At 73.0% G+C, this 14186-nt stretch carries 14 protein-coding genes; 6 read left to right on the top strand and 8 right to left on the bottom strand.

Annotation, left to right across the window (positions count from 1 at the left end; genetic code table 11):
* The 5 genes from ABEA87_RS41800 to ABEA87_RS41820 all read right to left on the bottom strand — a co-directional run.
* Positions 1 to 1040 (bottom strand): carbohydrate ABC transporter permease (locus ABEA87_RS41800; protein ID WP_345639345.1); only part of this gene is annotated, 1040 nt, incomplete at its 3' end.
* Complete coding sequence (locus ABEA87_RS41805; RefSeq protein ID WP_345639347.1) at positions 1037 to 2329, bottom strand: ABC transporter substrate-binding protein; 1293 nt, start codon at positions 2327 to 2329, stop codon at positions 1037 to 1039. The genes ABEA87_RS41805 and ABEA87_RS41800, both read right to left, overlap by 4 nt.
* The gene (locus tag ABEA87_RS41810; RefSeq protein ID WP_345639348.1) at positions 2329 to 2922 is read right to left on the bottom strand and encodes an ATP-binding cassette domain-containing protein; all 594 of its coding nucleotides are present in this window, start codon (positions 2920 to 2922) and stop codon (positions 2329 to 2331) included. Before ABEA87_RS41810 ends, ABEA87_RS41805 begins: the two co-directional genes overlap by 1 nt.
* A 128-nt stretch (positions 2923 to 3050) precedes the next feature.
* Positions 3051 to 3596, bottom strand: a complete 546-nt coding sequence (locus tag ABEA87_RS41815; RefSeq protein ID WP_345639349.1) for an RNA 2'-phosphotransferase — start codon at positions 3594 to 3596, stop codon at positions 3051 to 3053.
* On the bottom strand, positions 3593 to 4450 hold the full coding sequence (locus tag ABEA87_RS41820; protein WP_345639350.1) for a LysR family transcriptional regulator: 858 nt from the start codon (positions 4448 to 4450) through the stop codon (positions 3593 to 3595). Before ABEA87_RS41820 ends, ABEA87_RS41815 begins: the two co-directional genes overlap by 4 nt.
* Before the next feature lie 69 nt (positions 4451 to 4519).
* Here ABEA87_RS41820 and ABEA87_RS41825 point away from each other — a divergent pair, with 69 nt between their 5' ends.
* Entirely contained in the window at positions 4520 to 5053 is a 534-nt protein-coding gene (locus ABEA87_RS41825) for a hypothetical protein (protein ID WP_345639351.1), read from the top strand.
* Here the strand turns inward: ABEA87_RS41825 and ABEA87_RS41830 are convergent.
* Positions 5020 to 5664: a DUF4232 domain-containing protein gene (locus ABEA87_RS41830; RefSeq protein ID WP_345639353.1), complete on the bottom strand. Its 645-nt coding sequence runs from the start codon at positions 5662 to 5664 to the stop codon at positions 5020 to 5022. The two genes, ABEA87_RS41825 and ABEA87_RS41830, sit on opposite strands and share 34 nt — an antisense overlap.
* Before the next feature lie 108 nt (positions 5665 to 5772).
* On the opposite strand from ABEA87_RS41830, the gene ABEA87_RS41835 reads away from it, so the two are divergent.
* Positions 5773 to 5964, top strand: coding sequence for a hypothetical protein (locus ABEA87_RS41835; RefSeq protein WP_345639354.1), 192 nt, complete (start codon positions 5773 to 5775; stop codon positions 5962 to 5964).
* Here the strand turns inward: ABEA87_RS41835 and ABEA87_RS41840 are convergent, their stop codons facing one another.
* Positions 5965 to 9504, bottom strand: coding sequence for a discoidin domain-containing protein (locus tag ABEA87_RS41840; RefSeq protein WP_345639361.1), 3540 nt, complete (start codon positions 9502 to 9504; stop codon positions 5965 to 5967).
* A gap of 249 nt (positions 9505 to 9753) precedes the next feature.
* Between ABEA87_RS41840 and ABEA87_RS41845 the strand changes: the two genes are divergently transcribed.
* Together ABEA87_RS41845 and ABEA87_RS41850 are read left to right on the top strand one after the other, a co-directional pair.
* Positions 9754 to 10689, top strand: coding sequence for a hypothetical protein (locus ABEA87_RS41845; RefSeq protein ID WP_345639356.1), 936 nt, complete (start codon positions 9754 to 9756; stop codon positions 10687 to 10689).
* 11 nt (positions 10690 to 10700) lie between these two features.
* Entirely contained in the window at positions 10701 to 11342 is a 642-nt protein-coding gene (locus ABEA87_RS41850) for a nucleotidyltransferase domain-containing protein (protein WP_345639357.1), read from the top strand.
* Between the two features lie 61 nt (positions 11343 to 11403).
* On the opposite strand, the gene ABEA87_RS41855 is transcribed toward ABEA87_RS41850, so the two are convergent.
* Positions 11404 to 12027 carry an NADPH-dependent FMN reductase gene (locus ABEA87_RS41855; RefSeq protein ID WP_345639358.1) on the bottom strand — a complete coding sequence of 208 codons (624 nt, stop codon included), beginning with the start codon at positions 12025 to 12027 and terminating at the stop codon, positions 11404 to 11406.
* Between the two features lie 131 nt (positions 12028 to 12158).
* On the opposite strand from ABEA87_RS41855, the gene ABEA87_RS41860 reads away from it, so the two are divergent.
* Together ABEA87_RS41860 and ABEA87_RS41865 are read left to right on the top strand one after the other, a co-directional pair.
* Positions 12159 to 12878, top strand: coding sequence for a TetR/AcrR family transcriptional regulator (locus ABEA87_RS41860; RefSeq protein WP_345639359.1), 720 nt, complete (start codon positions 12159 to 12161; stop codon positions 12876 to 12878).
* Positions 12879 to 12999: 121 nt separating this feature from the next.
* Complete coding sequence (locus ABEA87_RS41865; protein ID WP_345639360.1) at positions 13000 to 14043, top strand: serine hydrolase; 1044 nt, start codon at positions 13000 to 13002, stop codon at positions 14041 to 14043.
* The last annotated feature ends 143 nt before the right edge of the window (positions 14044 to 14186 follow it).

The following is a 14186-nucleotide window of genomic DNA, read 5'->3' on the forward strand; positions in this document are numbered from 1 at the left end:
GCGCGCCTCGCGGCGCCCCACCGCCTGGCCTCGGGCGACCGCCCGGTCGCGGCCCGCGGAGGCGTCGCGGTGAGCGGGGTCGCGGGGGGCGGCGGCCAGGCCTGGCGCACGCCGAGCGAGGCGAGCACCATGCCCACGGCCACGATGGCCAGCCACAGCACGCCCAGCGCGGCGCCCGGGCCGCTGGTCGTGCCGCCGGAGGTCTCCCACACCTGCACCGCGAAGACCGACGAGGCATCCCGTACCGAGCCGGGCACCATAATCAGGATCAGGTCGAAGGTGCGCGAGGTGGCCAGCGCGACCAGGGCGAAGACCACCGCGACGGTACGGCGTACCAGCGGCTGCCAGCGGGCGTCCCGGAAGACGTCGAGCCGGGTACCGCCGTAGGCGCGCACGGTGTCGGCCAGGCTGGCCGGGATCGCGTCCAGGGCAGCCCGGAACACCACCACGGCCAGCCCGACCCAGGCCCACACGAAGGCCGACATCAGCGACACCGTGATCAGGGTGGGCCCGAGGAAGCTGGGCGCCCGGCCGAGCACCCAGCCCGCCAGCGCGGTGGCCGTGCCCCGGCCCGGGTCGGGGTCGTACATCAGCCGGAACACCACCCCGGCGACCACCAGCGGTACCGCGATCGGGGGCAGCAGGATCAGCCGCACGAGCCGGCCCTCGTACGTGCGCCGGGAGGCGCTGGCCAGCAGGTACCCGAGGACGGTCACCACCGCCGGAACCACCAGGGCCCACAGCACGGTGCGTCCGATCACCGGCCAGGGCAGCGCGAAGTTGGCCAGCCCGACGAACGCGCCGTTGTCCGCATCGATCACGCTGGCCTGCAGGGTGCGCGCCACCGGCCACAGCACCAGCCCGCACAGCAGCAGCGCGGCCGGCAGCAGCAGGACCGAGGCCGGCCCGGCGGCCGGGTACGCGCGGCCCCGCCGGGCCGGCCCGACGTCGTCGAGCAGCACCAACTCGCCGAGCAGCGGCTCGCCCGGCGCCGGCGCGGCCCCGGGCGGCGCACCGGTGGTCGACGGTCTTCCGGTCACGGCAGACCGCCCGCCTGCCGGGCCGCCTGGTTCAGCGCCCTGGTCGTCGCGTCGATCACGCCGGCACGGTCCGCGTTCCGGGCGGTCACCGCACGGAAGAAGTCCTGCAGGATGCGCCAGATCCCCACCCCGTCCGCGCCGGTGAACGAGCCGACCAGCCGGTCGGACAGGTCGAAGCGCAGCACTTTCGCGTCGCGCATCTCCTGGGCCAGGCGCCGCCGCAGCGTGTCCGGATACCGGTCGGGGCTGACCCCGAGGTTCGGCGACAGGTACCCGCCAGCCTTGATCCACGGCTCGAACGACTGCGCGTCGACCAGGTACTGGACCAGATCCTGCCCACGCGGCGAACCGTGCAGCACCACCGCCGCGTCCCCGCCCACCACCAGCGGTTGAACCCCGTTCACGCTCGGGAACCGGAAGGTCTGTGGCTCCGGTGTCCCGGGCTCGCGGAAGGGCGCCGCGTACGCCTGCACGAAGTCCGCCTCGAACACCATGCCGGCCCGCCGGCTGGTCACCTCGATCACTGACTCGTCGAACTGCGTCAACAGGGCCCGGCCCGGACCGCCGATGAAGGCGCCGGGCAGGCTCCACAGCTCGGCGAGCAGGTTCAGGCTGTCCCTGACCGGAGGCTCGCCCCAGCGCGGCCGGCCCGAAGACAGGGCATCGTAGAAGTTGGGCGGCGCGAGGCAGGCCAGCACGTTCTCCAGCCAGTCGGTGAGCACCCAGCCGTCCGCCGCGCCGACGGCCAGCGGCGCCGGGGTGGAGCCGCCGGCCCGACCCATCCGACCGACCAGGTCCTTCAGCTCGTCCCAGGTGGACGGCGGAGCGTCCACGACGGTGGGTAGGTACCAGAACAGCGACTTGAACGCCGCCTTCACCCAGGCGCCGTAGAGCACGCCCTTGTGCCGCAGCAGGTCGCTCCAGCCCTCGGCGTAGTGGCCGGCCAGTTTCTCCGGCAGTGGGGTCAGCCAGTCGCGCTGGGCGTAGTCGGTGACCAGCCCCGGCCGGGACAGGATGGCGACGTCCGGGCTGGTGCCGGCGCGGTGCCGGGCACGCAGGAAGGCGTCGATGTCGTCGCCCGCGCTGACCACCTCGACCGGGTGCGGATACCCGCGCAGCACCGCGCGGAACTCGTCCAGTTCGACGCTGCTCCACACCACCGCGACCTGGGTCGCCTGGCCCGACGAGGCGCAGGCCGCGCCGGCCAGCATGGACAGCCCGCCGATCCCGGCGGCGCGCAGCACGCCGCGCCGGCTCACCGTGGCGCCCCCGCCGGGCGGCCGCGCCATCACGCCACCGCCTCGACCCGTACCTGCGCCGGGATCTCGGCCAGCACCGCCGGGTGCGCGGAGCAGACCAGCACCGACACCCCGGGCGCGCCCGGCGGCGAGACCAGCGGCACCAGGTCGTCGAGCCGCTCCGCGCCGGTGGCGTCGGGCAGGTCCAACACCATCACCTCGGGCAGGCAGGCCGCCGCCCGGGCCAGCGCCACGCGCACCCGCTGCGCCTGTGACACCTGGTGCGGCCGCAGGTCCAGGGTGCCGCGCAGCTCCAGCCGCTCGATCACGGTCTCCACCCAGTCGCGCGAGACGTCGTGCACCAGTTCCCGGCGGCGCAGCCCGTACTCGATGTTGCGCAGCACGGTCAGGTGCGGCAGCAGGGCCGCGCCGGCCGGCACGTAGCCGATCTGCCGGCGCGGCGGCGGAAGGTCGGTGACGTCCCGCTCGCCGACCCAGATCCGCCCGGACCTGGGCGCGGCCAGCCCGGCCACCACCCGGGCCACCGCCCGGCTGGTTCCGGCGGGGGCCACGATCGCGCCGAGTTGGGCGGGCGCCACCTGCGTGGACACCTCGACCAGACCCCGGGGCGCGGCAACTGTCAACTGATGGAGTCGTAGCGCTTCGATCACCTCCGGTAGCGCTGAACGTTAACCATCGGTACATGCCTCTGCAACCCCAGCCTGGACGACGTGTCAAGCGGCGGTGTCAGCGCGCCGGGGCGAGGCCGGGCTCACGGTCCGTGGTCGCGGCCGATCCGGTGCGCGGGGACCCGGTCGGTGAGCCACACGCCGTTGGCTGCGAGGTAGAAGGCGTGGCCGTCGCGGTGCGCGCCGGCGGCGTCCACCCGCAGCACGACCGGGTCGCCGCGGCGGGCGCCGACGGCGGCGGCGGTGCGCGCGTCCCCGGACAGGTGGACGTGGGTACGACGGCCGGGGCGCAGTCCCTCGGCGAAGATGCCCGGCAGGACGCGCGCCACCGTGCCGTGGAACAGCACGGGCGGCGGCGCCTGCGCGGCCAGCCCCAGCTCGACCGGGATGGAGTGCCCCTGGGCCGCCCGGATCCGGCCACCGCGCAGCTCGAAGCGCCGCTTGTCGCTGCCGGCGACCAGCATGTCGAGCCCGGCGCGGGTCAGCGGCCGACCGCGACGCGCCAGCGCGGCGAGCAGGACGTCCACGTCGATCCACCCGGCCCCGTCGAGGGTCACGCCGATGGCGCCCGGATCGTGGCGCAGCACGTAGGCCAGGAAGCGGCTGTCGGCGACCGACGGCGGGGTCACCCGCGCACCAGGTACTCGACGAGGTCCGGCCGCTCGGCGTGGCGCGCGGCGCGCCACGCCGCCCAGTAGCGGACCGCCGGAAGGTCGACCACCGGCACGGCGACCAGCCCGTCGGGCGGCGGCACGCAGCCGTTGACGATGGTGGCCCCGACACCCAGGGCGGCGAGCTGGACCAGCAGGTCCCAGCCGTCCGCCTCGGCCACCGGGCTCCAGGACACCCCGGCGTCGAGCAGGGCGCGCTCCAGCGCCCTGCGGTGCGGCCGGTCGGGCGGCGGCACCACCAGGCCCAGGCCGCCGAGGTCGGCCAGGCGCAGCCGGTCACGCCGGGCCAGCGGATGGGCCGAGTCGACCATGAGCACCTGGGGGTACTCGGCGATCTGGACGGACTCGAGCTGTCGCGGCGGCGGATCGTAGCCGACGACGGCGACGTCGGCCCGGCCGGCGGACAGGGCCGCCACCGCCGCGTCCCGGTCGGCGACCAGCACCGCGACCCGGCGGCCCGGCGCGCTGACCCGGCGCACGGCGTCGGGGATGACCCAGCGCAGCGCGCCCCGACCGGCCGCCACGGTCAGGGTCGACGGGGCCTCACGCAGGTCGCGCAGGAACTCGTCCAGCCGCCGGGCGTTGTCGGCCGCGAGTGCGGCGAGCCGCTGGCCGGTCGCGGTCAGCACCAGTCGACGCCCGTCCCGCTCGTACAGCGGCACCCCGAGCCCGGCCGCGAGCTTGCGAATCTTGACGTGCAGCGAGGGTTGGCTGATGCGCAGCGCCGCGGCGGCGGTGGTGAAGTTGCGGTGTTCGGCGAAGGCCGCGAACGCGCGCAGCGCGTCGGACTCCAGCAGCTCACGTCCTGCCATAGGCTCAGACTATAGAAGGCTCGGCGAATAATAGTTCCGGCTGAGGATCGGCCCGGCCACGCTGGGGTCATGAACGCGAACACCTCGCCACGCGAACCCCGGCTCGGCGTCGACATCGGCCGGGTCATCATCGCCGGCCCGGCCCATTCCACGGGTGCGGATACCGCCTTCTTCCACGGCGACGAGGCCACCATGCTGGCCACCCCCGAGGTACCCGACGCGGTGGCGGCCCTCGCCCGCCTCACGGAGCGCTTCGACGGGCGGGTCTGGCTGGTCTCCAAGTGCGGTCCGAGGATCCAGGCACGGACGCTGCGGTGGCTGGACGCGCACGACTTCTACCGCCGCACCGGGGTGTCCCCCGACCGGGTGTGCTTCTGCCGGGAACGGGCCGAGAAGCGGCCGTACTGCGAGCGGTTCGGGCTGACCCACTTCGTCGACGACCGGCCCGAGGTACACGCCGCGATCCGGGGCGCCGTGGAGCACCAGTACTTCTTCGGTCCGCAGCACCTGCCGGTGCCCGGCTACGGGCAGCACGCACCGACCTGGGCCGACGCCGAACGGCTGATCGGCTACTCGATCGCGGGCTCGGCGCTCGCCGGCTGAGCGCTCGCCGTGGCCGTCGGTCGCGCCGCCGCCCACGCGCCGACGCCCAGCATCCCGGTGTTGCCGAGGTCGATGCCATCGTGCGGCGCCACGGTCTGCGCGGGCTCGCCGGGGGCCGGAACGATCTCCAGGTACGTGCCCCGCGTGGCGACGACCGTGGCGTCGGTGACCAGGTTGCGCCAGACCAGTGTCGCGGTCGCCCGCTGGCCCGGCGCCAGCGTCACCGGGGCCGGGCTGGCGGTGATGCCGTTGTCGGTGGTGATGGCCGAGGCCCCGTGGCTGGTCCGGACGTCGAGCGGCTTGCGACCGTCGTCCAGGACCCGGACGGTGGGGTAGCCATTCACCGTGTACGGCCGCGAGCCGCAGTTGGTCAGGTCGATGGCCAGCGCCCGCAGCCCCATCGCGGCGTCGGGCACGCCCGCCGTCACGGCGAGGCCCGAGCCCGGGCAGTCCGTGGCGGTGGCCGTCGGCCCGACCGCACCGGCGGCGGCACCGGACGATGTCGGGCCGGGCCGGGTCGGATCGGGCCCCACCTGCCCGGCACACGAGGCGGTCGCGGCGGCGGCCAGCGCGAGCAGCGCGATGCCGGTCGTCCTCCGGTACACGGTCATGCCACATGGCACCATGCCCGCTCCGGCGCGAGCCCGGCGGCCCGCCCCGCCGCGAGATGACTCACACTTGCTGTAGACAAGTGTTTCGCCCACGCGTGGGCCACCATCGTGCCGCTGCTGATCACCGCCACGGCGGCGTACGCGCTGTCCACGCTGCTGCTCAGGCGTTCGATCCTGACCGAGAAGATAGCCCGGCGAGGGCTGCACCTGACCCGGTTCGAGAGCGCCGCTCTCGCCCAAGACGGGTGCTCCCCGCCCGGCGTACCGGACAGGGAGCACCGGCGGTGCGGTTGGGGGTGACTACGACCAGCCCTGCAGGCCCGCGCCGTACGGGTAGAGCGGATCGCCGTACGTGGTGGGCACTGGCTGCCCGGCGTTGATGTGCGCCCGGATGTCAGCACGCTGGGCGTCGGTGGCGCCCAGGTCGTAGGGCAGGTCCCAGTTCTCCACCACGTCGGCGAGGTTGTCTCCCCCACCGGGCTTGAGGATCTGGTCCATGCTGCGCGGCAGCTGCCAAGGCAGCTTGCCGCGCGGCGTGTAGTCGCCGAACAGCAGGCTGGCCGCGGCCGGCCCCATCTCCTCGCCGCCGCGGTAGGTGACCACTATCGCGTCGGCCAGGTTGTTCCAGTCGGAGATCACGTACGGGCGCGGCATGATCAGCAGCACCACCACCGGAATCCCCTGGTTCTTGAAGTTCTGGATGATGGACAGTTGGTCGGGTGGCAGGTACGGCTGGGTGTCCGGCCACTGGGTCGCGTGGGTGTACGAGCCCTCGCCGACGGCCACCACCGCCAGCTTGGGCGCCGGCCCGGTGTCCTGGTACACGTTGACGCCGGCCGTGGCCGCCCGGGCCTTGATCGCGTCGAGGATGTCCAACGAGCCGTACTCCGAGTGGAAGTAGCTGGTCCAGATGCAGCAGGCGTTGCCGTCGGTGGCGCGCGGGCCGGCCACCACGATGTTGTCGCCCGACTTGAGCTTCAGCGGCAGCACGCCGTCGTTCTTCAGCAGCGTGATGGACTCCCGCTCGGCCTGGTTGGCCAGCGCCGCGTAGGCCGGCTGGTGCTCCCGGAACGGCCCGTTGGCCGGGTCGCCGTACGGGTTCTCGAACAGGCCCAGCTCGAACTTCAGGGTGAGGATGCGCCGCACCGCGTCGTCGATCCGGCTGGCCGGCACGCTGCCGGTGAAGGTGGCCAGGGAGAAGCCGGTCGCGCCCGGGTCGGCCCCGCCCATCACGTCCGAACCGGCGTTGGCCGCGTCGATCCACGGCTGGCCCGACGGCAGCCAGTCGGTCGTGATGAGCCCGGTGTAGCCGAGGTTCTGGCGCAGGTACGCCAGGATCGGCGCGCTGTCGCCGGCGCCCGGGCCGCCCGGATCCAGGTACGAGCTGCCGGCGTAGCCGGGCATGATGTTCACGGCCCCGGCGTCGATGGCGGCCCTGAACGGGATCATGTGGTACTTGATGGTGACCGCGTCGTAGGTGATCCCGGCCTCGCCGCCGGCCCCCTCCCCCGGCCAGTGCTTGACGGTCGCCAGCACCGAGTGCGGGTTGAGCTCCGGCCCGCCCTGCAGCCCGGCCACCAGCGCCCGGACCTGTGCGGCGGCCACGTCGGCGTTCTCGCCGTTGCCCTCCTGGATGCGCGGGTAGAGCACCTTGGTGCCCACCTCCGCCAGCGGGCCGAGCACGCCGCGCGCGCCGACCTCGGTCTCCTCGCGCCGCTGCGTGTCGGCCAGCTGGTAGTCCAGCGCGTAGTCCTTGCCGGCGGCCAGCGCGCTCTGCGTCGGGTACGTGGTCTGGTAGCCGTGGATCGTGTCGCCCGACGCGACGAACGGGATGCCCAGCCGGCTTCCGGAGGCGGCGAGCATGAAGGTGTTGAGGTCCTGCGGCTGCGCCGGCCCGAACAGCCACCCGGACTGCGGGTAGACCTGCGCATTGTAGAACATCTGGTACGCCTTCTCCTGCGTCGTCATCCGGCCCAGCAAGTCGTTGACCCGGGTGGCGATCGGCTGGTGCCAGTCCTCGTAGGGCTCGATGGTGCCGTCCTTGTTGGCGTCGCGCATCCCGCCCGAGACCGGCACCCCGTCGGCGACCGTGCTGACCGCCGGCAGGTACACGCTGAAGGTGCGGATGTTCGAGGTGGTGGTCGCGCCGGACCCGGTCACCGCCACGATGAACCATTTGTAGGTCCAACGGTCGGACAGATCCCAGGTCGGCGTGTAGCTGGTGCCGGTCGGCTCGGCCACCTTGGTGTACAGGTCCAGTAGGCTGCCGGACTGGGTGAAGTCGTAGTCCGTGCGGCTGATGTTGATCCAGACCTGGTAGCGGGCGGCACCCGCGACGGCCGCCCAGGACAGGGTGGGCCGCCGGGTGTTCGTGACCATGGCGTGGTCGGCCGGGGCGGAGACGGCGAACTGCCCGGTGACCGCCGGTGCCCGGGTCGGGCCGGAGAGCATGGGGGCGGTGGCGGTCGAGGTGTCCACGGTGCCGTGTACCTCGAACTCCCACAGCGAGTACCCGTAGCCGGTGGCCCGCGCGGTGCCGTACAGCCGCAGGTACCGGCCGGCGCCTGTGACGCCGAGGTTCTCCACGCCGCCCTTGCCGGTGGTGGTGGAGTAGATGGTGGTCCAGGTGACCGCGTCGCTGGACACGTCGAGGTGGTAACCGGTGGCGTACGCGGCCTCCCAGTTGAGCACCACGCCGGTGATGGCGGCCGGGCCGCCCAGGTCGACGTAGATCCATTGTGGATCGCTGGCGGCGCTCTCCCACCGGGTGGTGGTCCGGCCATCCAGCGCGGCCGCGGGCGCGTTGCCGCCCACGTACGAGGACGCCTTCACCGGCTGGAACCGTGAGACGACCGGCCCGGTGACCGGGCCGGTGCCACCGCCGCCGGTCGGCGGGGCGCTGGTGGGCGGGGCACCGGTGCCCCCGCCGGTGGTGAACACCGCCAGCTCCCACAGCGAGTACCCGTACCCGGTGGCCCGTGCGGTGGCGTACAACCGCACGTACCGGCCGGTGCCCGTGACGTTCAGGGTCTGCGTGCCACCCGTACCGGTGGTGGTGCTGTACACCGTCGTCCAGTTCGCCCCGTCGGCCGAGGTCTGCAACTGGAACGCGGTCGCGTAGGCCGATTCCCACTGCAGGGTCACCGAGCACACGGTCACCGAGGAGCCGAGGTCGACCTGCAGCCATTGCGGGTCGCTGAACGCCGACGACCACCGGGTGCCGGCGTTGCCGTCGACCGCCGCAGACGCCGGGGTGCCGGCGCCCTCGCTCGACGACGCGGTGGCCGGCCGGCCCTGTGCCGCGTTGGTGGTGCCGCAGCCCGCCGTGGCGCCGATCGAGCCGTACACCTGGAACTCCCACAACGAGTACCCGTACCCGGTGGCCCGCGCGGTGCCGTACAACCGCACGTACCGGCCGGTGCCCGTGACGTTCAGGGTCTGCGTGCCACCCGTACCGGTGGTGGTGCTGTACACCGTCGTCCAGTTCGCCCCGTCGGCCGAGGTCTGCAACTGGAACGCGGTCGCGTAGGCGGTCTCCCACTGCAGGGTGACCTGGGTGATGGTGGCGGTGGCGCCCAGGTCGACCCGCAGCCACTGCGGATCGCCGGACGCCGACGACCACCGGGTGCCGGCGTTGCCGTCCACCGCCGCCGAGGCCGGGGTGCCGGCGTTCTCGGTGGACGAGGCGGTGGCCGCCTTGCCCTGGGACAGCAGGGTGGTGGCCGCGTTGGCGCGCGGAATGGCCGTGGCGACCACGGTGCCCAGGACGAGGGCCGCGGCCGCCACGATGGCCAGCGCTGGTCTGAGTCGCCGCGGTGTGCGGCGGGGACGGAAGCTCATGCTCATGCGCGTCTCCGACGGTGGGGTGCCCGAGCCGCGCGTCACCCACGCGGGGCGCGCCGATGACGCGCCCGCCAGGGCCGCGCCGGCCGTGGGCAGCGACAGATGTCGAGGTGAAGCGGTTCTTTCCAGAGAGACTGATTGATTAATCGACATGTGTCAAGGCGTAAAAAAACCGTCCCGCGGCGGAGTCCGGCCGTGGTCCGGTTATGGCAGACCGGTGACGCCGCGCGGTTATAGCATGACCTCGTGAAGAGGCCGTTCGCTCTGGTCGTCGCCTATCTCGCCGGTGCCCTGTGGGTCATCGACCTCACCATGGTGCAACCGTTGACCGAGCCCGCGAAACCCTGGCACCACCTGACCGTCGGCAACAACGCGTACTGGGCCCGGGACCTGCGCTGGTTGGCGATCTTCGCGGCGATCGCCGCGCTGCTCCCGGTGTCCCGCTGGGCCTGGACCCTGGCGCCGTTCTGGATCGCCGCCGACGTGATCCTGGACCGTTTCGACGTACGGGCGACCGGGCCGGTGATGGTCGCGACCGCGGTCGCCGTCACGGCCTTCGCGGTCACCGCCCGCACCGGTCGCGGCGCGGCCCGACCGGGGGCGGTGATCGCCGCCGCCCTGGTTCCGCTGGCGGCCGAGATCCAATCGCCCACCGACTCCGAGGCGGCGCTGGACCCCATGGCCGCGGCGGTGGCCGCCGTGCTGCTCCTCGCGGCGATCGTGGGCGTCGTCGCGGTGCGCACCGCCTCGCCCCGTACCGTGCTGATCGTCGCGGGACTCACCGCCGGGTGCGGTGCGTTGATCGCCTGGTCGCGGGTTGAGCCTCCCGGGGCCCGACCGATCCCGATCCTCCTCGGCGTGCTGCTCACGGCCGCGGTGGTGGCCCTGACCGCGACGCGGCGCCACACCGTGCAAACGGTCATGTCGGCGCTGGCCTATCCGGCATCGGCGATCATCGCGGTGCTGCTGTGCGTGCTGCTGTCCGTCGGCGGGATCTTCACGGCGCTCGCCGGCAACCCCCCGGTCCACGGCGGGGACGAGGACGCGATCGTGACGCTCGGCGGCCTCGCCGCCGGCCTGCTGGTGACCTGGACCGCGTGGGTGTGCGAACGCCCGGCCGGCGCGGTGCGAGCCTCGTTCGAGACGTTTGAGCGATCGATGGATCGCCGGTTCAGGGCGTGACGCCCGGGCAGGTGAGCGAAGAACTGCCGACCGGCGGCATCGAACTGTCACCCGCCGAGCTCGATGCCCTCCCCGCCCGGTGGTCCTCCTGCTGGACCCCGATGGAGGTCGCACAGCGCCTGGCCGGGGTCGCCGCGCCCTGGTGCGTGGCCGCGGGCTGGGCGCTGGACCTGTTCCGGGGCGGGCAGACGCGCGAGCACGGGGACATCGAGATCGCGATCCCCGCCGCGCGCTTCCCCGAGGTCCGCGACCGATTCCCCGGCTACGTCTTCGACGCGGTGGGCAGCGGCCAGATCTGGGAGAACGCCACCCCGGAGGTGCTGGCCGCCACGCACCAGACCTGGCTACGCGATCCGGCCACCGGCGACTACCTGCTCGATGTGTTCCGCGAACCCCACGACGGCGAGACCTGGATCTGCCGGCACGACCCGACGATCCGGCTTCCCTATCGCGAGATCATTCATCACACCGCCGACGGGATCCCGTACCTGGCGCCCGAACTGGTCCTGCTGTTCAAGGCCCGGCACGCCCGCCCCAAGGATCAGGCGGACTTCGACGCGGTCGTCCCGCACCTGACCCTGGCGGGGCGCACGACGCTGGCCGAACTCCTCGCCCGCGCGCACCCGGGGCATCGCTGGCTCGCGAACCTGTAACCCGCCACACCCGGGTGGCGGTGCGCCTCGGCTCACCGCCGGCGCACCGCCACCCGGCCGCTCACCTGGCGGCCAGGGCGGCGTCCCGGTCGGTGGCGGCCGGATCCGGTACGCGCACCGCCCGCAGGGCGCGGGACCAGGCAGAGACCTCCCCCAGCAGCCTCGCCAGCAACTGCCCCTGACGCTCCCCGGGCGCACAGGCGTCCGGCTGGGCCTCCTGGGCGACGAAGTCGTTGGACAGCGACAGCTCGACCTGCGTACGCACGCCGGCCACCTTCACCTCGGCTAGCGCCAGGCGCAGGCTCTCCACGGCCCGGGCGCCGCCACCCACGCCGTAGCTGACGAACCCGGCCGCCTTGTCGTTCCACTCCGCGAACAGGTAGTCGATCGCGTTCTTCAGGGCCGCCGGGGCCGAGTGGTTGTACTCCGGGGTGACGAAGACGAACCCGTCGTAGCGGCCGATCTCTCCCGACCACTTCTTCGTGTGCGGGTTGCGGTATTGGCCGAACATCGCGGGCACCGGCTCGTCGAGCAGCGGCAGGTCGAACTCGGCGATGTCGACCACGGTGAACGCCGCGTCCAGACCGGCGGCGTGCTCGGCGGCGACCCGCTGGACCCACCGGGCGACGGCCTCACCCCGCCGCCCCGGCCGCGTGCTTCCCACCACGATGGCTATCCGAATCATCGGGAACTCCCTGCGTGCTGAGTGACGATGCGCCCGCGCTCGCCCCTCGACGGGCCTCGAGAGGCGAGCACGCGGCTAAGCTACAACGGTCGGTGTAGAAAGTGCAACGAGCGTTGTAGTTGGTGATGATCATGGAAGAGCCAGTAGGGCGGGCGGACCGGCCGGGCGAGGGCGGCCGGCCCGACAAGCGCCGGGCGATCCTGGACGGCGCCCTGGCCGTCTTCGCCCGGGACGGGTACACGCGGGCCAGCGTCGACGCCATCGCTCGGGAGGCGGCGGTGTCCACGCGCACCATCTACAACCAGTTCCACGACAAGGCCACGCTGTTCGGAGAGGTCATCCAGGACAGCGCGCGGCGCGTGGCACAGGCCCAGATCACGCTGCTGCAGCGGTACCTGACCAAGGTCGTCGACGTCGAGGCCGACCTCATCGAGTTCGGGCGGGTGTGGGCCACGCCGATGCCCGAGTTCCGGGCGCACTTCGCGCTCGTCCGCCAGATCAACGCGGAGGCCGGACACGTTCCCCAGGCCGCGCTGGACGCCTGGCAGGAGAGCGGCCCGCGACGCGTGCGCGCCGAACTCGCGCGGCTACTGGGCCGCCTCGGCGAGCGGGGGCTGCTGCGTCTCGACGACCCCGAGCGCGCCGCCGTCCACTTCGCCGTCCTGACGGCCGCCGAGGTGACCGCCCGGACCTACCATGGCGCCCTGCCGCTGCCCGAGGCCGAGATTCACCGGCTCGCCGACTCCGGGGTGCGCGCCTTTCTGCACGGGTACGCCGGATTAGCCGCGGTGCGCAGTGCGGGTGAAGTATGTCTCACCCGGCAACCGCTGGCCGCCGATGAACATTCATGAAATCGTTCAGTTCGCTCGTAAGCGGGGGAATCGCGTGTGCCGCCCACTTCAGTACCAATGGCGGCGAATCACCGCGACTTCCGTCGCGTCCGGTCGACTTTCACTGGGAGTGACTGAACGGATGACAGCTCGACGACTCAATCGCAGGGCGGCGCTCGGCCTGGGTACCACCGTCGCGGCCGGCGCGGTGCTGGCCACCGGCAGGGCCGCCAACGCCGCGACGCCGGCCGCGCAGCCCGGCCCGCCGCCGGTACCGGCCGCCCTGACGCCCGCGCAACTGAGCAGCTACGCCGCCGCCGTGTACCGGCCGCTCGCCAAGCAGGCGGGCGGCACCTGGGACGCGGTGATCAGCGTCGCCAACACCGACGGCACGCTGCTGACGGCGGTGCAGGACCGGCCGGACGAGGTCGTCGAGGCGTACAGCGTCAACAAGATCGCGGTGGCCACCGCCGTACTGGACAAGATCGATCGTGGCGAGCTCACGCTCGACCAGCGGGTGGACGTGACCGACGAGATCATCCAGCCGATCAGCGACGGCATCTTCTGCCTCGACCAGGCGTACCCCAGCTCGATCACGCTGGGCCACGTGATGGCGGCGATGCTCACCGTCTCCGACGACATCGCTGTGCGGCTGTGCGGCCTGGTCTGCGACGGGTTGGAGATCAACGAGATCCTGCAGGCCAAGGGCTTCCCGAACACCCAGGTCCAGCCGGTGGAGGGCAACCCGAACCGGATGTACCTCGGGCTCACCACCGCCCGCGAGATGCATGACCTGCTGCAGGGCCTGGTGAAGGGCACGCTGCTGTCGGCGACCTCGACCGACTTCCTGTTCTCGCTGATCCGCTCGCAGATCGCGTTCACCGACGGCATCCGGCTGAACATGTCCTCCGACGAGCGGGCCCGGGTCGCCACCAAGGCGGGCTGGCTCGACGACGGGCGCAACGAGGCCGGCATCATCTTCGACGCCGACGGCCACCCGATCCTGACGTACTCGATGTTCGCCTACGGCCTGGGCGACACCGAGAACTTCGGCGCCACCCACCCGGCGCTGCGGGCCCGGCAGGCCATGGGCCGCGCCTGGCTGTCCGGAGTGGACAACCTGACCGGTACCGTCGCGATGAAGCCGCTGGCCGCGCCGGCGCATCCGGTGACCAACGGCGGCTGAGTCACCTTCCGAGCGCTCCGGCGGGCGGCCCGAACTCCGGGCCGCCCGCCGCGCTTGATCGGCATGCCCCCGGCGGTCTCTGACGGTGCTGGGCAGCACCGGCGCGGCGCCCCGGGCGCGGGGCGTCAGGCTCCCGCGCGCAC

The sequence above is a fragment of the Rugosimonospora acidiphila genome (genome assembly GCF_039543385.1).
Taxonomy (GTDB): Bacteria; Actinomycetota; Actinomycetes; order Mycobacteriales; family Micromonosporaceae; genus Rugosimonospora; species Rugosimonospora acidiphila.